This is a genomic window from Acinetobacter sp. LUNF3, assembly GCF_022699605.1.
GTDB classification, from domain to species: domain Bacteria; phylum Pseudomonadota; class Gammaproteobacteria; order Pseudomonadales; family Moraxellaceae; genus Acinetobacter; species Acinetobacter johnsonii.
Window position 1 is genome coordinate 2,519,447 of sequence record NZ_CP093968.1, and the last position, 22,037, is coordinate 2,541,483.

Sequence of the window (22,037 nt, forward strand, 5' to 3'; positions counted from 1 at the left end):
GTCACAGATAATGAAATCTTTAGCACTAAAAATAAGTATGGCTGTACTCAGCATGATTCCACTTGTAGCCAAAGCTGAATTAATTGTACTGGCATCCCCCTCAAAGTAATGATGCTTACTATGCAAAAATGATTGATGATATTTTTGATTTTCACGTCGATTATGCAAAAAAAATTATTAAAAACGGAGACAATGTTGTTGTCCTGACGGACAAACACCTCTACCCCGACTATGTCAAAGCCTTGGGCAAAAAGCATGTGGCAATCGCACCGATGCATGACATTTGGATGCGCGACTTCACCAGTGCCAATCCAGCTCAACCCGTCATGTTCCGCTACACGGCGGCAGGACAAGGTGGCGCTAAAAAAGGTCAGGCCATTTCAGATGAAGTACAAGGCGAGTTTAAATACTATAGCCAAAAGGCTGGCTTACAGTTTACGCAAAGCAAACTGTTGAATGATGGCGGAAACTGGGTGGAAGATGGTTATGGCAATGTCGTCCTCAGCACCAAATTCCTAGCGGATAACAAGCTCACCGAAAGCGAAGCCCGTAAGAAACTCATCGCTTTGACAGGTGCAAAGCAGATTGCGTTTATTGAAGCCGATGAACAAGGGGGCTTGGAACATGCCGATGGCGTAGTCAGCTTTGTCGACCAAAATACCTTGGTAATTAACTCTTACCCTGAAGATCCCGACTATGCCAAGCAACTTAAAGCCGATTTAAAGCGCGGCATTCCCAATGTTAAAATTCGTGAAATCATCCCCCCTTATGATGGCAGCGAAATCTACGATGAAAAATTTGGTGCTGCATGTGGCCTATACACCAATATGTTGGTCACGCCTGAACGGATTTACTTCCCGCAATTTGGGATTAAAGAAGATGCTGTCGCGTTAAAGCAAATTCGTAGTGTAACCAAACGGACTGTTGTTCCAGTACAGTCTTCTAATGTCTGTCATATGGGCGGTGGTGTGCGCTGTATGTCTTGGCAAGTGCGTGGGAAAAATGCGGAATTGTTTTTAAACTATTTAAATAAAATCAGTAAGTAGTGCAGTGCGGCTCCCCTATCAATACATGGAGGGGATGGGATATGGGAACAACATCCGCAAAAAGGCAGGTGGAAGAGACGTTCCTCCTGCCTTTTTCAATTTACTTCACTTTCATCTTACGAATCATTTTATACAACGTTGTAGGCGATAAACGAGATACCAGAACCCCCATTTTCTCCTTCCGTCCACCGACTACGATGTATTCTTCACCTTTGAGCAAAGCGCTCACCACCGTTTGCGCAAAAATATCGGGTTCTAAACCATTTTCAATCGCTTCGTCTTGATGACCCTGTGGTTTACCCTCGCCATTTAAAGCATTAAACGAGACATTGGTTTTAACAAAGCCCGGGAAAATCACCGATACATCCACGCCCTCATTGGCCACTTCGGCACGCAAGCTATTTGCCCACATATGAATGGCAGCCTTAGCTGCTGAATAGCTGGCACGGTACTGCGTCCCCAATAGCCCCGCAACACTCGAAACAAAGGCAATACGACCTGATTTTTGCGCTAAAAATGTTGGTAGAACAGTTTTGGTTAAGAACACTTGTGAGAAATAATCCACTTCCATAATCGCACGTTCAGTCTGCATGCTGGTGTCAGCAATCAAGGCACGTTGGCTTAAACCCGCATTATTAATTAACCAGTCAATCCGACCTTTTTTCTGTAGCACTTGCTCATAGGCATGACGAACTTGAGCTTCATCGGTAATGTCAGCACAAATGGAAATATGTTGATCCGGATTCAGCAGCCCGACACGAACTTTTTCGAGTTCGTCAAAACGTCTTGCCGTGAGGACCACCTCAGCACCCTGTAAAGCACATTCTTTAGCCAGTGCTTCACCTAACCCTGAAGATGCCCCCGTAATCCACACCACCTTAGCGTCTAAACTGTTTAACTGTGCCATGTCCTTATTGCCTCATACCGAAGTTTTATTTGCAGATTGATCATTTAAAAAAGTCAGGAAATGATCGAAATATTGACTCATCATCTGCGCATCATAGATACGCCCTAACTTATCAAAACGTTTATAGCCCAACTGAGTCGTTAAGTTAATCACCCCATTTAGTGTTTTATCGACCACCAGATTAAATTTAAGCATTTTTTTGGGTTCACGGACCAGACTGGTCACCCCTTGATCGACAATTTGTGTAAATACCTTCAAAGCTGGAGCAACATAACTGTTATTGCCCTTTTCCATCTGTTCCGCACAACCCAAAAGTTCGGTGACTAAAGTTTTTTCGACTGGGTAGCTTAAAAAATGCATGCTCTCGGTGTCATACATCCTTTGCTCTAGATAATTCACCATTGGAATTAGACGGTCATTTGAAAAAAAAGACACGGACCACGGCATGTACTTACGCATAGTGTCCACAATATGCTGAATAACTTTCTCAGACTCCCCATCGACTGAGGTAGACAAGCGTGCAAGATCGCCAAAGACTTGATCAATCACTTCACATGAAATATCCGCTAAAACATCACCCAAAGGTTTGGCAAGACTTTGGCTTTCACCGGCATTAAGCTGTTGATGAATGTGAGCAAAGCGTTGGTGAGTTTCAGGTTTTAATTTTAATGATATTTGATAAGTCATAGTGATCCCCCCTTTTTTTGATTTTTACTGCGAACACTGCGCACTCTAGGTTTAGACACATCATAAAGCGCTCTGCTTCATGTCGCAATTGCTAGATCAACGCATTTGCTTTACATGCCCCCATTTGCGATTTCTTTGCTACAATAGATGCAATTTTTTATCTACTTTTGAACTGTTTGAACTATGACTGATTCAGCGCAAAATATCGCTACAACTTACGATCCGACCGAGATCGAGAAAAAATGGTACCAAACTTGGGAAGAGCGCGGCTATTTCAAGCCCTCTGAAAAAGGTGAGTCATTTTGTATCATGATTCCGCCACCAAACGTCACCGGTAGCTTGCACATGGGTCATGGTTTTAACAATGCCATTATGGATGCCTTAACCCGCTACAACCGTATGTCAGGTAAAAACACCTTATGGCAACCGGGTACAGACCATGCGGGTATTGCAACGCAAATGGTGGTTGAGCGTCAGTTGGGTGCTCAAGGTGTCAGCCGCCATGACCTTGGTCGTGAAAAATTCATCGAAAAAATCTGGGAATGGAAAGAGCAATCAGGCGACACCATCACCCGTCAAATCCGTCGTTTAGGTTCATCAGTCGACTGGTCTCGTGAACGCTTCACCATGGATGAAGGTTTATCCAATGCGGTCAAAGAAGTGTTCGTTAAATTACACGAAGACGGCTTGATTTACCGTGGCAAACGTTTAGTAAACTGGGATCCAAAATTACAAACTGCCCTTTCTGACCTCGAAGTTGAGTCGGATAAAGAAGAAGCAGGTTCACTGTGGCACTTCAAATATTTCTTTGAAGATAAAAACCTCCGTACCCATGATGGTAAAGACCACATTGTTGTCGCAACCACTCGTCCTGAAACATTGCTCGGTGATACTGCGGTTGCTGTGGCACTGGATGATGAACGCTATACGCACCTTGTTGGTCAGAACATTATTCTGCCAATTACAGGTCGTGCTGTTCCAATCGTGAAAGATGAATATGTGGATAAAGAATTCGGTACAGGCTGTGTAAAAATCACCCCTGCGCACGACTTTAACGACTATGAAGTTGGTAAGCGTTGTGAACTGCCAATCATCAACATCTTCAACAAAAATGCAGAAGTGTTGGCAGAGTTTGAATACATCGCGAAAGCGGGCGAGCAAATTTCTAAAACCATCCCTGCTCCTGCGGACTACATTGGTTTAGAGCGTTTTGAAGCACGTAAAAAACTGGTTGAACAAGCTGAAGCTGAAGGTTGGTTAGACCAAATTCAACCCTACACCTTGAAACCACCTCGTGGTGATCGTTCAGGTGTGATCGTTGAACCATTATTGACAGACCAATGGTATGTAAAAATTGCACCATTGGCTCAACCTGCCATTGAAGCGGTTCAAGACGGTCGCATCAAGTTCGTGCCTGAACAGTACAGCAACATGTACATGGCGTGGATGAACAACATTCAAGACTGGTGTATCTCTCGTCAACTTTGGTGGGGTCACCGTATCCCAGCTTGGTACGATGCTGAGGGCAACATCTATGTGGGTCGTGACGAAGCTGAAGTCCGTGCGAAAAACAACATCCCCACTGACGTTGAATTGAACCAAGACGAAGACGTACTCGATACATGGTTCTCATCGGGTCTTTGGACATTCTCAACCTTAGGTTGGACGGGCGACGAAGCGAAAGATAAAGAAAACTATTTCTTAAATACCTTCCACCCGACTGATGTATTGGTGACTGGTTTTGACATCATTTTCTTCTGGGTGGCGCGCATGATCATGATGACCATGCACTTCATGAAAAATGAAGATGGCACACCGCAAGTACCGTTCAAAACTGTGTACGTACACGGTTTGGTACGTGATGGCGAAGGTCAGAAGATGTCTAAATCTAAGGGCAATGTACTTGACCCATTAGATTTGATTGATGGTGTTGATTTAGAAACTTTAGTACAAAAACGTACAACAGGTTTGATGAACCCGAAACAAGCGGCGAAGATTGAAAAATCAACCCGCAAAGAATTCCCAGAAGGGATTCAGGCTTATGGTACAGATGCGGTTCGTTTTACCTTCTGTGCATTGGCAAACACAGGTCGTGACATCAAGTTTGATATGAAACGTGTGGAAGGTTATCGTAACTTTGCCAACAAAATTTGGAATGCAACTCGTTTTGTATTGATGAATGTTGAAGGTCAAACGGTTGGTCAAGAAGCACGTCAAGACCTTTGGGAATTACCTGAACAGTGGATTGTAAGCCGTTTACAAAAGGCAGAGCAAGCCGTTCATCAAGCCTTTGCAACTTACCGTTTAGACTTGGCTGCGCAAGCAATTTATGACTTTATTTGGAATGAATACTGCGACTGGTATGTAGAGCTGACCAAACCTGTTCTGAATGATGAGTCTGTTTCTGAAGAACGTAAAGCCGAAGTGCGTCGTGTATTACTTGCGGTGATGGAAGCTTCTTTACGTCTCGCTCACCCAATCATGCCGTACTTGACTGAAGAAATTTGGCAAACCCTTGCGCCAATGATTGGCTTGGGTGGCGAAACCATTATGTTGGCAAACTACCCTGTTGCAGATGAAGCCAAAATCAACGAACAAGCCGAAGCAGATATGCAATGGCTACAAGGTTTGATTGGTGCGGTACGTAACATCCGTGGTGAAATGGGTCTAGGTAATGCGCGTTTGTTGCCTGTTCTGCTTCAAAACACCACTGATGCTGAAAAAGCACAGATCGCACGTATTGAACCGTTGTTTAAAGCATTGGCGAAAGTTGAAAGCATTACCTTCTTAGGCGACAGCGAACAACCACCATTATCTTCATCAAGTGTTGTCGGGCATGTGTCTGTATACGTTCCAATGAAGGGTTTAATTGATCCTAAAGCGGAATTGGGTCGTCTACAAAAAGACTTAGACAAGGTTCAAAAGCAGCATGACCAAATTGCCACTAAACTTGCAAATGAAGGTTTTGTGGCAAAAGCACCTGCGGCTGTGGTTGAAGGTGAGAAAGTGAAACTTGCTGAGTTTGCTGGTCAGTTAGCGAAGATTAAAGCGAATATGGAGCAGATTGCAGCGCTTTAATCTTCATTGCTATTTATTTAATTATTAAGTTAAAATCCCTTCAAATCTGAGGGGATTTTTTAATTAAAGGATAAAAATGATTATTTCTAAATTATATATAAAAAATTTTAGGGGCTATAAAGAGCAAACTATATATTTGCATGACGATTTGAATGTGATTATCGGTAAAAATGATGTTGGTAAATCTACAATTTTAGAAGCATTAGAAATATTTTTTAATAATGATCTAGTTAAAATCGATATCAGTGATCTAAGTAAAAAAAGAGATCAAGAATCGGATACTGATATTACTATTCAGGTTTCATTTCAAGTCGCGCAAGGTAAATCCTATACAATCGATACAGTCCCAACATATCTTGCAAGTGAATATCTACTAGATTCTGACAAATACTTAACAATTAGAAAAGTCTGGAGTGCTTCAGCTCAAACTATCACAACAAAATCATTAAAAACATTTATTGTTGCAGACTATCCAAACGCTAAATTTCCAACACCGTTAGTAAGTAAAAAAATAACAGAGTTAAGAAAGGATTTAGCTATATTTGACAATTCACACGATACCTCATTAGTTAATAAAGCAAAAAGTAGTGCTATTAGACAGGCAATCTATACTTTCTCTAATGTTCAGTCCATAGATTTAATTGAAACCTTTATACCTATTGATGCTGAAGATGGTAAAAAGATTTACGAGGCAATAAAAAATGACTTTCCTCTATACTTCCTCTTTAAAGCTGATAGAGAAAATAAAGACTCAGACAGCGAAGTACAGAGCCCACTAAAAGTTATTACAAAATCAATTTTAGCAAATATGCAAACTCAGCTTGATGAATTAAAAGCTCAAGTTGTGACTGCTACTGAAGAAGTTGGACAAAGAACTATAACCAAACTAAGAGAAATGAATCCTGAGATAGCTGATGAACTAATACCAAATGTATCAACAAAAGCATGGGACACTCTTTTTTCATTTACATTCGAAGATGAAGCTGGAATACCAATTAATAAACGAGGAAGCGGTGTACGCAGGCTAATTCTTCTAAATTACTTCAGAGCTGAAGCTGAAAATAGACGAACAGATGATAGAACTGTAATTTATGCTTTAGAAGAACCAGAGACGGCACAGCATCCAGATTGGCAAATTATGCTTTATAAGGCATTAGTTGAACTATCTGGCAAGCCAAATACTCAAATTTTTATGACTACTCATAGTCCTAGTTTAGGGACATTGGTCCCATTATCAAACATTATTTTCCTTTATAAAGAAAATAATGAACTAAGAATTGAAACAAATGATGTAACAATTTTAGAAAGAGTTACTGAGTCTTTAGGTATTACACCAAATATTGAAATATCTAAAATTTATTCCGAAATAAAATTAATTATTTGTATGGAAGGTCCTACTGATATTGAATTTTTAAAAAATATTTCTATATCTTGTTTTAATTTGGACTTATCAAGTCATTCCAGTATTTTATTATTACCTTTAGGTGGTGGCAATTTAGAGCATTGGGTAACATTCAAATATTTAGATAAAGTAGCAAACATACCACAAATTCACATTTATGATCGCGATGTAAAAAAATATGGAAAGTTTATTCAGAAAATAAATCAAAATCCACTTCATAAAGCTTTTCAAACTCAGCTCTATGAAATAGAAAATTATATTCACCCTTCTCTTTATGTGCAGTGTTATGAATATTCGAACCCTTTTGTAGAATTGTCAAATAATGATTGGAAAGTTAATTGGGGAAATATTGATATTCCCAAAAGTCTTAGCCAACATTTAAAACAATGTTACATAGATGGAGATAGTCACTTAAAAGAATACAGTTCAGAGCATATTAAGAAAAAATTAAATTATCAATTATCCAAAGTTGTGACTAAGGAGCTGCTCGAAGACATTAACGCTCATACTGAAATCGAGTCTTGGTTTCAATTAATTCAACAAAAAATTGCATAATTAATATCAATACTTCACCCTCTCCTAAAAGGAGAGCGTTAGGGAGAGGTGCTTTTAAATTTCTTTCATTATGAATTCCACCCTCACCCTAGCCCTCTCCCCGAGGGAGAGGGAATTTTCAATTATTGATTTACTTTCAGCTCAAGACACACATTCCACAAATCCGCCAACACTACATCCGTCAGCCCCAACACATCAGAATTCCAGTACCGCACGGCAGTTAAGCCCAAAGCCTCTAAAAACTTCGTCCGTTCGGCATCATATTCGACAGCATCATCTGTTCCATGCTGACCACCATCCAACTCAATCACCAAACCAATTTCATGACAGTAAAAATCTACAATATACGGTGCAATCACATGCTGTCCGCAAGGAGGTGAGGGAAAATCAAAGTACCCCATGCCCCAACAACATCTCCACCCCACTCACTTTTTTCATATACACATGCTCGGCTTTTACTTTTTTTGCTTATCCATCAGAGATACGCAAAGCCATATACGCCACCAAAGCAATCGAGTAATTAAATATGAGAATACGTCAGGCGATCAAAAAGTGTAACGTCTCTCCAATGAATATGCTGTGCGTAACTTGATTTATCTAGCCATTGTGATGCAGCGTCTAAAAAGTGAAATACGCTTATCTTGCGCTGCTTTGCAGCTCATGGCGTTTAACCATGAGTCGCTTTATTATTGAATTTGTTGACCGCCCCTAAGCAATCACCTTTAATTGATGAAAATCAATTACACAAAATTATTTACAGGCTCAACCCACTTTAAAAATTAAATGACCAGCCGAATGCTCTATTTTTAAGTAAGTTTTTTAAACAATCAAAATCCTTATAACTATTTAAACACTGTTCATCTCGTAATATTTTTTTTTGAATTTCGTTCAAATCACGTTGGTATTTTTTAGCCAAATCCACAGGTTTAAAGGTCTGTTTATAGAAACCTGAACTCTCCCAATCAAATGAGTAAATAATATTATCTACCTCAAACTGCAATTGCTCAATTTGCTCTTCTAACAATAGATTATAAGATTTTAAATGTTCATTTGCGATTTTAACTGCCTGTTTTTGATCACCTTGCTCTGTATAAGCACGTAACTTTAATAGAGCTAGTAAATCTTTTTCCTCTAGCGCCGTATTGGCTTGCTGTAATAATTCAGTTTTTTCAATGCGTTTTTGCTCATCTCGCTCACGGTCAGGATGGATCACTGAGGCAATTTTTAAATAGATACTTTTTAATGACTGCCCTGCCATTTTTTTTGCATCTTCAAGTTGCATTTGCTTCTTTAAAATTTTCTTTTTCTCTTTTTCGGCAAACTTTTGATATTCTTCACGCTCACGATCATTCAGTTGATTTTGAATAAAATCGGCTTCTTCTCGATCAAATTTGGCTTTTACTTTTTGCATAAATTCTTCAAGATTTTCGAGATCAAAATCAAAGTCAATCCAGTCTTCAGACACACCTAATTGATCTGCAAGAATTCCCTTCATCACTTGTTTCTGCATCATTTCATCAGCATCATGCTCTGGATGAGAATAATTCTCTGCTTGCGATGTAACCGTCTGAAAATTAGAGCTCTCTTCTAAAAGGTTATAATATTTAGCAATGACTATCGCCAATTCATGTTGCTGTTCAGACAGATTAGGATTATCTAAGAGCAGACTCGCTAAAATCGAAATTTTTTCATCTAAACGCTGTAAATGGGTTTTAGCAAATTTATGCGATTGTTTATATTGCCAAAGTACTTCTAATTGACTAAATAAAACTTGATGCCATTTGCTATATAATGGCAATAGTTCTGCACTTGCATCCTGCTGTACTTTTTGTTGTGCTTGTTGCCACTCAACCAAAGAGAGTTGTAATTTCTCAATTTTTTGAATCTGACGATTAAACTTTTTTTGTTGTGGAGATAAATTTTCAGTTTCTTGATACAAACTTAAATCTAAAATGCTCATGACTTTATTTCAATACAAATGCGATTTGACTCAATATTTTAACAGAAAGCATGCCTACGACTATTTGTTTAAAAAGTAAAATCTTATCTCATAAAACCCCATGCCCCAACAACATCTCCACCCCACTCACCTTTTTCATATGCTTTAAACGTTCCTTTTCCCATTTCACCTGCTGCCTTAACTCAGCAGCATCCTTATCTATCACCTTATACACATCACTCATTTTGAGCTGTTTGGTGTTGATATGACTGCTCAAGTGAAAAGACGCAAAGATCACCACTAACTGGCTTTGCAAATTCTGACTCTGTGCTTCCAAAGACAACTGATAAAACTTCACTTGTTCCGAACTTAAAGCTTTTGAGCTTAGGCCTTTATTGGTCTCTAGCTGTAACTGGAGTTTCAATAGATAAAATAAATCCTGCTCTGCGTAAGCTTCATTGACCGTCTGCAAAAGTTCGGTCTTCTCTAACTTCTTCGTTTCGTCAGGTTCACGGTCAGGGTGAATCATCGCGGTAATTTTTAAATACACCGTTTTCAGTGACTGCGCTGCCATTTTGGCGGCTTGCTCGCGTTTTTCTTGTTGTTTTAACTGCTTGGCACGTTCTCGCTCTGCTTCATATTGGGCAGAATCGTATTCATAATTTTCCCAGTCTACATCCACGTTTTGTTCTACTATTTCAGCGAGGTCATGATTTTGTATTGAGTTCGCTTTGGTTTTCTTCGAGCGTATATGCTCTGCATGCTGCATATAGAAAGTATCAATTTTCTCTACTTGCTCTTTCTGCTCGGAAGTTAGCATCTGTGATTTTTTCAGCATCTTGGCTAAAGCGGCTATTTTGGTGTCAATCTGCACCAAGTCTGCTTTGCTCAAGGCATCGTGGGCTAAGTGATTCCACAAGGTATCCAGCTGTGTAAATAGAACCGTATGTAACTCGCTATACACAGGTAAAAGCTTACTGCGTGTATAGTTTTGAATGTCGGCTTGCGCATTTTTCCATGCTGCCAGTTCTTGTTTTTGTTGTTCAATACGTTCAATCAAACGATTTAATTTTTTCTGCTGCGGGCTAAGCCTCGCCTCTGGCTGAGCCGTCGTTTTTAACGCTGAAGACATAACCCACCCAACCCAGTACAAAAGAGAAATTATAGCGCGATCTTAGCGCACAAGCAGTGATCTCTCTTTAAGCCAATTTTAAAATCTGAGTGATTCAAATTTCAAATAAAAAAAGCCCATCATTCGATGAGCATTTTATTTAGATAAATAGCTTTACCAATAGTTTTCGACCGCGATATTTCCTTCACCACGGCGATTCATGGTCAGACCACGTGCTTTCAGGGCTTCTTTGGTGTCTTCAACCATTTGCGGGTTACCACACAGCATCACATGGCTGGTTTCAGGGTTCAGACTCAAACCAACTGCTTTTTCAAGCTCACCATTTTCAATCAGTACAGGTAAGCGGTCATGCAGTGGCACATGCGGATCACGCGTAATAATCGGCACAAATTTAAAGCCTGTATGCCCTTCACCAAAAGTCTCTGCAATTTCTTGAATACGTGTTGCATAGGCCAGCTCAGACGCTGTACGTACACTATAAACCAGTGTAATGCTCTCGTATTTCGACCACGTCTCAAAGTCTTGTAACATCGAGATAAAAGGTGCCAACCCTGTCCCTGTGCCTAGTAACCATAAGTCTTTTGGTAACGGCAATTGATAACGCGCCAAAGTCAAAAAGCCGTACGGGATCTTTTCAAGGTAGATCTCATCATCGACTTTTAAATGTTGTAAATTTGAGGTAAATGCACCGTCAGGCACCACAATCGAGAAAAACTCTAAAGTTTCATCAAAGGGAGAGGACACCACCGAATACGCTCGAACCACCAATTCATCACTCACTTTGATGCCAATACGGGCAAATTGTCCTGCGGTAAACTTAAAATGTGCAGGTCGCGTCATGGTGAAGCTAAAAAGTGTATTGGTCCAACGGTGTACGGATAAAACCTTTTCTAGGCTAAATTTTTCAATTGACATGATTTCAGCGTGGCATCAAAGACGTTGCTCATGTTAGCATGACCACATAATTTGTTAATATTTTTTAAATGTTAAGGCTATATTCATGCGCATGACTTTACGCCAGTTGGCGGTTTTTGTAGCAGTTGCTCAAGAAGGCACAGTAACCAAAGCCAGTGATGCGGTTCGACTCACCCAGAGTGCTGCGAGTATGGCTTTAGCAGATCTAGAAGACGGTTTGGGAGCTCCTCTGTTTGACCGTCTAGGTAAGCGTCTTCAGCTCAATGATCTAGGTCGTTTCCTGCTACCACAAGCTTTAGAAATTTTGGGTCGCTGTGATGCTTTCGAGCAAGCCGCTAAAGGTGAGTTACAAAGCATTGATTTGCGTTTGGGTGCAACCCTGACCATCAGTGACTACCTTATGCCTGACCTAATGGCTGATTTCTTACAAATTCAGCCTCAAGCCCATTTACAACTGCAAGTTGGTAACACCCGTCAAATGATTGAGGCGGTGAATCAGTTCCAACTAGATTTGGCTTTGATTGAAGGCTCTTGTCACTTGCCACAGCTCCAATGTATTCACTGGCGTGATGATGAATTAGCGGTCTGCTGTGCACCAGATCATCCTTTGGCGCAGTTAAATCGCACATTAACGCCTGAAGACTTTAAATCGGTCGAGTGGATCTTGCGTGAAGAAGGTTCAGGTACGCGTGAAGTGTTTGATAATGCTATTTTAAAAGACTTGCCTGATGCCAATATCCGTCTGACCTTGGGTCATAATGAAGCGATTTTAAAAATCGTGGCGGGTGGTTTAGGGATGTCATGTATTTCAAAACTGGCAACAGAGCCTTTGCGCGAAAAAGGCCAGTTGGTGGTGCTTGATACGCCGTTTTGGTCTCTAACGCGTCCACTGTTCATGTTGGTGCATCGTCAGAAGTACCAAGGGCCAGGACTCAAAGCCTTTATGAAATTCTGCGAAAAATAAGTAAGTAAAAAGCACCCAAGGGTGCTTTTTTTTATTTCCCAAATTGGCGCTCACAAGGCTCACCATCATTGTTCCCATCCATTTGGGTATTTGGACAGTTTCTTAAGAAATAAACCGCTTCTTCATAAGAACGCATTTGGGAGCAATGGGTTCGTCCATCGCATTTAAACTGCCCAGTGCTGACAGGTAAACGACCATGTTGTTTATCAATACTTTCCGTTACGCGTTCAGAGCGTGGTTGATTGGTCTGATGCAGACCTGCATCTAAATTACGCTTCCCTTGCTCAGATAAGATTTGATCGGGCAACTTTCCTAAAGCTTTACGCTGTTCTTCTACAATCTGTTGTTGCTCGAGCATCAACTGCTCAGCTTTACGCTGTTTTTCTGCACTATAACTTTGATATTTCCCATAGGTCAAAAAGCCCAATACCGCGACGATAATGATGCCAATCACGGTGATGATGGTACTTTTATGCCCTGCCTCATGGTAACGTGGTGAGGCTTGGGTACGTGCTTTTTTCTTATTTGATGATGTCGTGGCTTTGCTTTCTGATGACAGACCAAGCCTCTGGATATTGCCAGCCTTAAACTTGCCTTGGTCTTCTACAATCATAAACTGAAGTGCTTCACCAATTTTGGGTTCAATGTTGTGCTGTGGCAAATCTTTGATATGAAAAAATACATCATCAATATCCCCTTCCACCTCAATGAAACCAAAACCACGTGAGGTACTAAAGCTTTTGATTTTCCCTTTCAGAAACATAATCTGCTCTATTCAACTGTATTTTTCGTATTGTAATCAATAATAAAGAGGCTAAAAAGCCTCTTTGCTTCAAAATACAAAGATTAATCTTTGCACGATTAAACTCTGAATCAACGCTAACTTAGCGTCGAAAATTAGACAATAAATCTGTGGTGATCGATTTATTATGGCTTGAGACTTTCGACTTCTTGGCTTTGGCAGAGTTGTCTTCAACCCGCTCAATTTTAATCGCTTTATAGCGATCGCCATTTTCAACCACATTAAACTTCACCCGTTCATTGCGTTTCGGCTCACCTGAGTCTGCAGGGAAATCCGAGATATGAAAAAATACGTCACCTTCAGGTGAGGAAATAAAGCCAAAACCTTTGTCAGCGTTATATTGCTTAACTTTTCCTTGATATTGCTCGGCCTTCATAAACAGATCCTAATATGTACACGCTTTGTTGTAGTATATAAAAAAGAGGCTATAAAAGCCTCTTTTTGCTGAGGCTCAATCTTAATCTTTTTGAACTGAACCAAAGATTTTGTCGCCCGCATCGCCTAGACCCGGCACGATATAACCATTGGCATTTAAACCTTGGTCAATTGAAGCCGTGAAAATAGTGACATCTGGGTGCGTATCCAAAACACGTTTAATGCCTTCAGGCGCCGCAACCAACACCATCACACGAATGTCTTTACAGCCACTTGCTTTCAATACATCAATCGCAGCAACCAATGAAGAACCCGTTGCAAGCATTGGGTCGATGATCATCGCTAAACGGTTCTGTACATCTGGAACTAATTTTTTGTAATAAGTACGTGCTTCAAGCGTTTCTTCATCACGCTCTAAACCCAGTACAGACACTTTGGCACTTGGAATCAGGTTTAAGAAACCATCCAACATACCAATACCCGCACGTAAAATTGGTACAACCGTGATTTTTTTACCCACAATGCGATCTACTGTTACTTTACCATTCCAACCATCAATTTCATGGTCGCAAACAGGTAAATCTTTGGTCGCTTCATAGGTCAACAGCATGGTCACTTCTTGAGCCAGCTCACGGAAGTTTTTAGTGCTGATATCTGCACGACGAAGAAGACCAAGCTTATGACGAATCAGTGGATGACGAATTTCATGGATAGCCACGGGAGAGCACCTAAAAGGTAAAATAAAATTCCTTACATTATAAAGCTTTTTATCGTGCGATAAAAACAAAAAAGCCCCCAATTGATGGAGGCTTTTTTGTTAAAACCAAACGTTTTTAAAAATTAGTGCTGTTGAGAAAGCATAAAGTGGATTGGAGATAAGATCTCTGACTGAAGTGCTAACTTGATAATTGGATCTGGATAGATACCAATCACAAGCACTGCTGCCGCAGCTAAAAGCACCATAATACCACCCACTTTTTGACCCCAATGATCCACAGCATCTACACGAGGTGCATCTGGTGGTGTCATGTACATAACAACCATCACACGGAGGTAGTAGTACAGACCAATACCAGAACCAACGATGATCATCGCAGCAAGGAACCAGTGTTGAGTCGTTACCGCAGCCATGACCACAAGGAACTTACCAATGAAGCCCGCTGTCAATGGAATACCCGCAAGCGATAGCATCATCACGGTTAATACGGCAGTCAACACTGGACGGCGCCAGAATAGACCACGGTAGTCCGCTAGACTTTCTGCTTCGTCTACGTTGTTGTATGGACTAGACATCAATGCAACCGCACCGAACGCACCAATCGTAGTTAACACATAAGTGATCACATAGACCGATACGTTACCAAGGCTTGCATAAGTCATGCTGATTAAACCAATCAACAAGTAACCAAAGTGCGCAATTGAAGAGTATGCCAAGATACGTTTCAAGTTCACTTGTTTCACTGCAAGGAAGTTACCCACCAAGATCGATAACACCGCAATCACGGTTAAGATCGTCACGATTGAGTCAACAAGGATCGCACCTGAAGTAAGGATGTAACGTACAAACAGACCAATCGTCGCTACTTTTGCAGCTGTAGCAAGGAATGTTGCGATCGGCGTTGGGGCACCTGCATAAACGTCTGGCGTCCATTTGTGGAATGGCGCTAAAGATAGTTTGAATGCCACAGCAAAAACAATCAGACCTAAACCTAAAAGTACCATTGGCTGTTGGATGTTTTGCATTAACGCTTGAACATTGTCATAGAACGACATTGAACCTGTGTATGCGTAAATATAAGCCATACCCATCAACAACATTGCCGAAGCTGTTGCTGAAAGCACCAAGTACTTCACACCCGCTTCTAAAGACTTAGAGCGCTGGTGTGTATAGGCCAATAAGCCATATACAGGAATCGACATCAACTCAAGGCTAATGAAGAAAGATGCATAGTGAGAGCTTGCCACCATTAACATTGCACCAGTCACTGATGACAACATTAAGATATACAGTTCTTCACGGTTATCTTTATAGCTTTCGATATAGGCATGCGACAAAGTACAGCATGCCAAAGCAGCAATTAGAATAATTACTTGGTACAGCAAGGTGTACGCATCCACCATGAACATACCCATCACGTTCGCAGGTGCAAAAGCACCACCGAACATTGTGAATAATACATATGCTGCTGCAAGGTTTAAGCCCACCACTGATGCTGTTGCAATTAAGTTATGGTTACGCTTAATCGCAGTAAGAATCATCACGACGATCGTTGTTAAAGCAACGATCATCACAGGAGCTAAAGGCATAAGCTCAGAAAATGACATTGTGAAGTTCATGACTTATTGCATCTCCACATTTTCGAGTTGAACAGTTGCTTGACTCGCAACGTCAACTACTTCTTGTACAGGAATGTAGCTGTTCGCTAACCACGCCATGCTTGAATTTGAAATATCAAGGAAGCTTTGTGGGTACAGACCAAGCCATAACAGACCGAAAGCACAGATTAACAAGATCACTACTTCACGCGCATTTAAATCTTTCAATGGGTTGTTGTAGTGCTGCTGTTGTTCTTCGTTTGGCGTACCAAACAACGCTTTGTGGATCAGAATCAAGCCATAAAGACCTGCAAATACTAAGCTTACTGCTGCAAGAATAGTAAACACTGGGAATTTTGCATAAGAACCCATCAAGATCAGGAACTCACCAATGAAGTTACCTAGACCTGGAATACCTACAAGCGCCGCCACGAAGAACATGAGGAAGAATGCAAGATATGGGAACTGACCACGCATACCGCCCATCAAACGCATATCACGTGTATGAACACGCTCGTACACTTGACCACACATAATGAACAATGCAGCAGATGACAAGCCATGTGCCAACATCATGATCATCAAACCTTGGAAGGTTAAAATGTTACCTGCGTAAATCGCAAGTAAAACAAAGCCCATATGTGAAATTGACGTATACGCAAGTAAACGTTTCATATCGGTTTGCTGGAAAGCACACCAAGCACCGTAGAAGATACCGATTAAACCGAAAATGATCGCGATGTCTGCAAACTGTGCAGAAGCCGCTGGGAAGAATGGAATCACAAAACGTAGTAAACCATATGCAGCGGTCTTAATTAAGATACCTGCAAGGTCAACCGAACCTGCTGTAGGTGCTTGCGCATGCGCATCTGGTAACCAGCCATGTAATGGGAAAACTGGAAGTTTTACCGCAAAACCGACGAATAAACACAGCATGAATGCAAAAGCAACAGCAGGTAATTCTTTGTCTAAAGTATTGGCTACAGCTAATAAATAGTTGTAATCAAAACCGATCATACCCGTCATCATGTAACCGTAAACCACAAGGCCTAGGATACCGATGAGCATGATAAGACCAGCGACTTGCGTATAGATAAAGAATTTGGTTGCAGCGTAAACACGTGATTTACCTTCTGCCCCTTTATGACCCCAAAGCGCGATCAAGAAGTAGATAGGTACAAGCATCATCTCCCAGAAGAAGAAGAACAAGAACATGTCAATCGCTAAGAATACACCGATCACACCACCCAAAGACCATAAAAGGTTTAAGTGGAAGAAACCAACATTCTTTTGAATTTCACCCCAAGAACAGCCGACAGCTAATACACCTAAAAGTGCCGTTAAGCCCACCATTAATAGAGATAGGCCATCCACCGCTAAATGGATGTTAATGCCTAAAGTTTGAATCCATGGCAACATGAATTCAGCAGACCACGATGGCACTTTCGCGCCAAGTTCGTAGTTAAATGTACCTGTCTGCCATAGCGCAACAGTTAAGCCCAAAGTAATGAGCATACCCACTAACGCGATATAACGCGGCAGTTTGTCGTCGAGTTTGTCGACTAACCAACAAATAAAACCAGCAATGAACGGAACTAAGATCAGCGCGGGTAGAATCCAGTTGTTTGTGATTTCCATCTTATTTCCCCACGATCTGAGTGACGATCAAGACCATTAGTAATACAAAGATACCTAATGCCATGCTTGATGCGTAATCACGCAATGAACCCGTTTGACGTGAACTTGTGAAGCCATGACCGCCTTTTACAAGTGCAGGCAAGACTAACCACAAACGATCAATTGGATCACGACCTAAAATCTTCGCAATAAGCAAATATGGTTTCACAAAAACGATGTCATAAAGCGCATCGAAGCCCAGTGCATTACGGCAAATGTTTGCAAGACCTGCACCCAATGACGTTTTAGCAAAGCCTTTCACTGCGCTATAAGCAAACGCAAACAAGACCACACCAATCACTAAACCAACCAATGCAATACCCACAGCAGTCCATTCAGCGCTGTGCATACCATGTTCTAACGCTTCTGGAATTACAAATGCTGGAATTTTTGCTGCATTTAAAATGCTTTCTACAGGCGCTTTAAGTACCGCACCAATGAAGGTCGAAAATACAGCAAGAATCGCCAAAGGACCCCAGAAGGTAATGCCTTTGATCGCATGATACGGCGTATTTTCTTTACCAAAGAACACAACCCAAATCAGACGGAATGTGTAAATCGACGTTAAGAATGCACCTGCTACACCCGCCCAGTATAATGAGTTATACACTGCGATTGATTCGCCTTGTACCCAAACTGCACCCAAGATCGCGTCTTTAGAGAAGAAGCCTACGGTGATGTATGGAATCGCGGCCAATGCACCGCCACCAATAGCGAAACAAGCAAATAGGAATTTGTTCTTGTAGAACAAACCGCCCATCTTGAAGATGTTTTGTTCGTGGTGGTAAGCCAAAATCACTGCACCCGAAGACAAGAACAATAATGCCTTGAAGAATGCGTGAGTTAGCATGTGGAACAGGCCTGCTTGGTAAGCTTCAGCACCCACAGCCATAAACATATAACCCAGCTGACTCATCGTTGAGTAAGCCAAAATACGTTTGATGTCGGTTTGAACCAATGCAGCAAAACCAGCCACTAACAACGTTACCGCACCTGTGATTGAGATAAACATCATCACTTCAGGCGCCATTTCAAACACGGTGTACATACGGCAGCACAGGTAAACACCTGCAGTTACCATCGTTGCAGCGTGGATCAATGCAGATACAGGCGTAGGACCTGCCATTGCATCGGCCAACCATGTTTGTAATGGGATCTGTGCAGATTTACCTGCCGCACCCAAGAACAACATCAGTGCTGTCCAAATGGTTAAAGATGAACTTTGTGTCATCACTGTTGGTGCAGCTGCAACCACTTCAGCAATGTTTAAAGTACCGAACTGTTGGTAAATTAAGAACAAAGCGATCAGTAAGAAAACGTCACCGACACGTGTTACGGTAAATGCTTTAATTGCTGCAAAACCATTTGCAGGGTTTTGATAGTAGTAACCAATCAGCAAGTAAGAGCATAGACCTACGCCTTCCCAACCTAAGAACAATAACGCTAAGTTATCGCCCAATACGAGCAGCAACATGCTAGCAACGAACAGGTTGAAATAAGAGAAGAAACGCGCGAAGTCTTCTTCACCACGCATATACCATGATGCAAAGATGTGAATCAGGAAACCCACACCTGTCACCATACCCATCATGAGCAGTGATAAACCGTCAAGATGTAAGCTAATGCCTGGGCTTAGATTGCCTACATTGAACCATGTCCAAAGATGTTGAACATAAGTCACTTTGCCATTATTCACAAAGTCTAGACCAGCGATCAAAGCAACCAATGCAGAAAGGCCAACCGCCCCTACACCAATAATGGCAGCGACATTTTCAGGAAGCTTGTTGCGACCTGCCGCTAAAAGGACAAAACCAATGAGCGGGAATAATACTGTTAAATATAAAAAACTCATCCGCGCATCTCACTAGCAGCATCCACATCCAAATGATGGAAGCGATGATAGAACTGAAGGACGATCGCAAGACCGATACACGCCTCTGCCGCAGCAAGTGTCAAGATCAGGATAAACATGATCTGACCATCTGGTTGTACCCATGCACTACCAGCCAAAACAAACGCAAGCGCAGCTGCGTTCATCATGATTTCAAGGCTCATTAACATAAATAATAGATTACGTCGCACCATCACACCGTAAAAACCCAGTGCAAAAAGAATGGTTGCAACAATCAAACCATGTTCTAAAGGGATGTTGCCCATTATTGTTTGTCCTCTTCTGCACCTGGTTCACGTTTGCCAAGATGGAATGCTGCAACCAACGCAGCAAGCAATAACATGGCAGCAACTTCAACCAATAATAAATAGTGAGTAAAGAGTGCTTGGCCAACGACTTTTGGACCCACAACTTCAGTACCCATAGCAGGCCCAGCCACTGTGTAGTCAGAGCCGAGCATCCACACCAACACCAAGCCCATTAAGAAGCTCATGAGTGCTGGATATGCCCAAGCAGACGATGTTAACCATTTACGTTCTTGTTCAACGGTGTGTTGACCAAGGTTTAACATCATCACTACGAATACGAATAACACCATGATCGCGCCTGCATAGACGATGATCTCAAGCGCGCCAGCAAATGGCGCACCCACGATCATAAACATGCCTGCAACTGCAAGAAGTGACACGATCAAGCTTAATAAAGCGTGTACAGGATTCGCGTTGGTCACAACACGAATCGTAGAAACGATGGCCACAAGTGCCATCAAATAAAATGGCCACATCATGGTAATAAGCTCCGTACATCAACTGGTGCGCTTTCACGCTGCGCTTGACCTTTGTCTTTTCCAGTTACAGCCATACCTGTTACACGGTAGAAGTTGTAGTCTGGGTATTTACCAGGACCTGAAATGAGTAAGTTTTCTTTCTCATATACCAAGTCTTGACGAACGTATTCACCCAACTCGAAATCTGGAGTCATTTGAATTGCAGTCGTCGGACATGCTTCTTCACACATCCCGCAGAAAATACAACGTGAGAAGTTGATACGGAAAAACTCCGGATACCAACGACCATCTTCTTTTTCTGCTTTTTGTAGTGAAATACAGCCAACAGGACATGCAACTGCACATAAGTTACACGCAACACAACGTTCTTCACCATCTGGGTCACGTGTTAACACGATACGACCACGGAAACGTGGTGGAACAATTTGTTCGGCTGGCACTTCTGGGTAAAGAATGGTGTCACGTTTACGTGTCACGTGTGAGAAAACCATCCACAGTGAACGTACGATTGACCCGAACCCAGCTAGAATTTTATACATTTTATTCTCCCTGCCCTTACCACAGAATCACTGCGCCAGTAACTAATAAGTTAACTAACGCTAATGGTAAGCAAATCTTCCAACCAAAGTTCATCACTTGGTCATAACGCGGACGCATAAGTGAACCACGAGCCAAGACAAACATCATCACAAAGAATGCTGTTTTGATAATGAACCAGAATACTGGTGGAATGAACGGAATATCGATGTTAAATGGCGCTAACCAACCACCGAAGAATAGCGTTACGATCAATGCAGAGATCAGAACTACGTTGACGTATTCCGCAACGAAGAACATCCCCCATTTCATACCGCCGTACTCGACGTGGTAACCTTCCGCCAATTCTTGTTCTGCTTCTGGTTGGTCAAATGGGTGACGGTGAGTGACCGCAACACCTGCAACCACGAAGATTAAGAAACCTAAGAACTGTGGGATGACAAACCATACATCTTTTTGTGCTTCTACAATTTCACGCATGTTGAATGAGCCTGCAATTGCAACCACACCCATCAATGAAATACCCAAGAACACTTCATACGAAATGGTTTGAGCTGCAGAACGTAGACCACCAAGCAATGCATATTTGTTGTTTGATGACCAACCACCAAACAATACTGCATAGACTGCAATACCTGCCATTGCCATAAAGAACAATAGACCGATGCTCATGTCTGCAACACCTAAGTATGGTGATACAGGAATAACCATGAACGACATCACCGCTGTTGCCATGGCAACAGCAGGAGCTAAACGGAAAGTCAATTTGTCAGCAAACTTTGGTGTCCAGTCTTCTTTGAACATGATTTTCAACATGTCAGCAACGATCTGGAACATTCCCCCAGGACCTACACGGTTCGGACCATAACGGTCTTGCCATAAGCCCAGTAAACGACGCTCAATAAAAGACATCAACGCAGCGATGAGTACTACAACGAGTAAAATCACAATCGCTTGAATGACTGAGTAGGCAATTGGCCAGTTCTCAGCCCAAAGCGGCGTTTGACGGATTAATTCTTGTTGCATG

18 protein-coding genes and 2 pseudogenes are annotated in these 22,037 nt (G+C 41.7%); 4 read left to right on the top strand and 16 right to left on the bottom strand.

What is annotated here, in order from left to right:
- Window positions 1-10: 10 nt before the first annotated feature.
- A pseudogene (locus tag MN200_RS12320) lies at window positions 11-1,046 on the top strand (agmatine deiminase family protein).
- A gap of 100 nt (window positions 1,047-1,146) precedes the next feature.
- On the opposite strand, the gene MN200_RS12325 reads toward MN200_RS12320, so the two are convergent.
- Together MN200_RS12325 and MN200_RS12330 are read right to left on the bottom strand one after the other, a co-directional pair.
- Window positions 1,147-1,953, bottom strand: coding sequence for an SDR family NAD(P)-dependent oxidoreductase (locus MN200_RS12325; RefSeq protein ID WP_078389117.1), 807 nt, complete (start codon window positions 1,951-1,953; stop codon window positions 1,147-1,149).
- Between the two features lie 12 nt (window positions 1,954-1,965).
- A complete protein-coding gene (locus MN200_RS12330; RefSeq protein WP_242759483.1) occupies window positions 1,966-2,640 on the bottom strand; it encodes a hypothetical protein in 675 nt (224 codons plus the stop codon).
- 183 nt (window positions 2,641-2,823) lie between these two features.
- Here MN200_RS12330 and MN200_RS12335 point away from each other — a divergent pair, with 183 nt between their 5' ends.
- Complete coding sequence (locus MN200_RS12335) at window positions 2,824-5,718, top strand: valine--tRNA ligase (RefSeq protein WP_242759486.1); 2,895 nt, start codon at window positions 2,824-2,826, stop codon at window positions 5,716-5,718.
- A gap of 76 nt (window positions 5,719-5,794) precedes the next feature.
- Complete coding sequence (locus MN200_RS12340; protein WP_242759489.1) at window positions 5,795-7,675, top strand: ATP-binding protein; 1,881 nt, start codon at window positions 5,795-5,797, stop codon at window positions 7,673-7,675.
- Window positions 7,676-7,797: 122 nt separating this feature from the next.
- Here MN200_RS12340 and MN200_RS12345 read toward each other — a convergent pair.
- The 4 genes and pseudogenes from MN200_RS12345 to MN200_RS12360 form a co-directional block, all read right to left on the bottom strand.
- A pseudogene (locus tag MN200_RS12345) lies at window positions 7,798-8,040 on the bottom strand (endonuclease domain-containing protein); the annotation flags it as partial.
- A 407-nt stretch (window positions 8,041-8,447) separates the two neighbouring features.
- The gene (locus tag MN200_RS12350; protein WP_347565860.1) at window positions 8,448-9,635 is read right to left on the bottom strand and encodes a molecular chaperone DnaJ; all 1,188 of its coding nucleotides are present in this window, start codon (window positions 9,633-9,635) and stop codon (window positions 8,448-8,450) included.
- 88 nt (window positions 9,636-9,723) lie between these two features.
- Entirely contained in the window at window positions 9,724-10,746 is a 1,023-nt protein-coding gene (locus MN200_RS12355; RefSeq protein WP_242759491.1) for a molecular chaperone DnaJ, read from the bottom strand.
- A 153-nt stretch (window positions 10,747-10,899) separates the two neighbouring features.
- On the bottom strand, window positions 10,900-11,661 hold the full coding sequence (locus MN200_RS12360) for a ferredoxin--NADP reductase (protein WP_242759492.1): 762 nt from the start codon (window positions 11,659-11,661) through the stop codon (window positions 10,900-10,902).
- Between the two features lie 85 nt (window positions 11,662-11,746).
- On the opposite strand from MN200_RS12360, the gene gigC reads away from it, so the two are divergent.
- Window positions 11,747-12,625 (top strand): LysR family transcriptional regulator GigC, encoded by an 879-nt coding sequence (gigC, locus tag MN200_RS12365; RefSeq protein ID WP_010327351.1) that lies wholly within the window; start codon window positions 11,747-11,749, stop codon window positions 12,623-12,625.
- A gap of 31 nt (window positions 12,626-12,656) precedes the next feature.
- On the opposite strand, the gene MN200_RS12370 is transcribed toward gigC, so the two are convergent.
- From MN200_RS12370 to nuoH, 10 genes are all read right to left on the bottom strand, one after another.
- Window positions 12,657-13,388, bottom strand: a complete 732-nt coding sequence (locus MN200_RS12370) for a cold shock domain-containing protein (protein ID WP_242759493.1) — start codon at window positions 13,386-13,388, stop codon at window positions 12,657-12,659.
- Window positions 13,389-13,509: 121 nt separating this feature from the next.
- Window positions 13,510-13,803 (bottom strand): cold shock domain-containing protein, encoded by a 294-nt coding sequence (locus MN200_RS12375; protein WP_005400349.1) that lies wholly within the window; start codon window positions 13,801-13,803, stop codon window positions 13,510-13,512.
- Between the two features lie 81 nt (window positions 13,804-13,884).
- Entirely contained in the window at window positions 13,885-14,520 is a 636-nt protein-coding gene (gene upp / locus MN200_RS12380) for a uracil phosphoribosyltransferase (RefSeq protein ID WP_004982901.1), read from the bottom strand.
- Between the two features lie 122 nt (window positions 14,521-14,642).
- Complete coding sequence (gene nuoN / locus MN200_RS12385; protein ID WP_242759494.1) at window positions 14,643-16,139, bottom strand: NADH-quinone oxidoreductase subunit NuoN; 1,497 nt, start codon at window positions 16,137-16,139, stop codon at window positions 14,643-14,645.
- 3 nt (window positions 16,140-16,142) lie between these two features.
- Complete coding sequence (gene nuoM / locus MN200_RS12390; protein WP_242760535.1) at window positions 16,143-17,750, bottom strand: NADH-quinone oxidoreductase subunit M; 1,608 nt, start codon at window positions 17,748-17,750, stop codon at window positions 16,143-16,145.
- A 7-nt stretch (window positions 17,751-17,757) separates the two neighbouring features.
- A complete protein-coding gene (gene nuoL / locus MN200_RS12395) occupies window positions 17,758-19,647 on the bottom strand; it encodes an NADH-quinone oxidoreductase subunit L (RefSeq protein ID WP_242759495.1) in 1,890 nt (629 codons plus the stop codon).
- Window positions 19,644-19,952, bottom strand: a complete 309-nt coding sequence (nuoK, locus tag MN200_RS12400) for an NADH-quinone oxidoreductase subunit NuoK (RefSeq protein WP_004695395.1) — start codon at window positions 19,950-19,952, stop codon at window positions 19,644-19,646. Before nuoK ends, nuoL begins: the two co-directional genes overlap by 4 nt.
- Window positions 19,952-20,470 (bottom strand): NADH-quinone oxidoreductase subunit J, encoded by a 519-nt coding sequence (nuoJ, locus tag MN200_RS12405; RefSeq protein ID WP_171264408.1) that lies wholly within the window; start codon window positions 20,468-20,470, stop codon window positions 19,952-19,954. Before nuoJ ends, nuoK begins: the two co-directional genes overlap by 1 nt.
- Window positions 20,470-21,012 (bottom strand): NADH-quinone oxidoreductase subunit NuoI, encoded by a 543-nt coding sequence (gene nuoI, locus MN200_RS12410; RefSeq protein WP_004651038.1) that lies wholly within the window; start codon window positions 21,010-21,012, stop codon window positions 20,470-20,472. Before nuoI ends, nuoJ begins: the two co-directional genes overlap by 1 nt.
- 16 nt (window positions 21,013-21,028) lie before the next feature.
- Window positions 21,029-22,036 carry an NADH-quinone oxidoreductase subunit NuoH gene (nuoH, locus tag MN200_RS12415; protein ID WP_004695391.1) on the bottom strand — a complete coding sequence of 336 codons (1,008 nt, stop codon included), beginning with the start codon at window positions 22,034-22,036 and terminating at the stop codon, window positions 21,029-21,031.
- Window position 22,037: the final 1 nt, after the last annotated feature.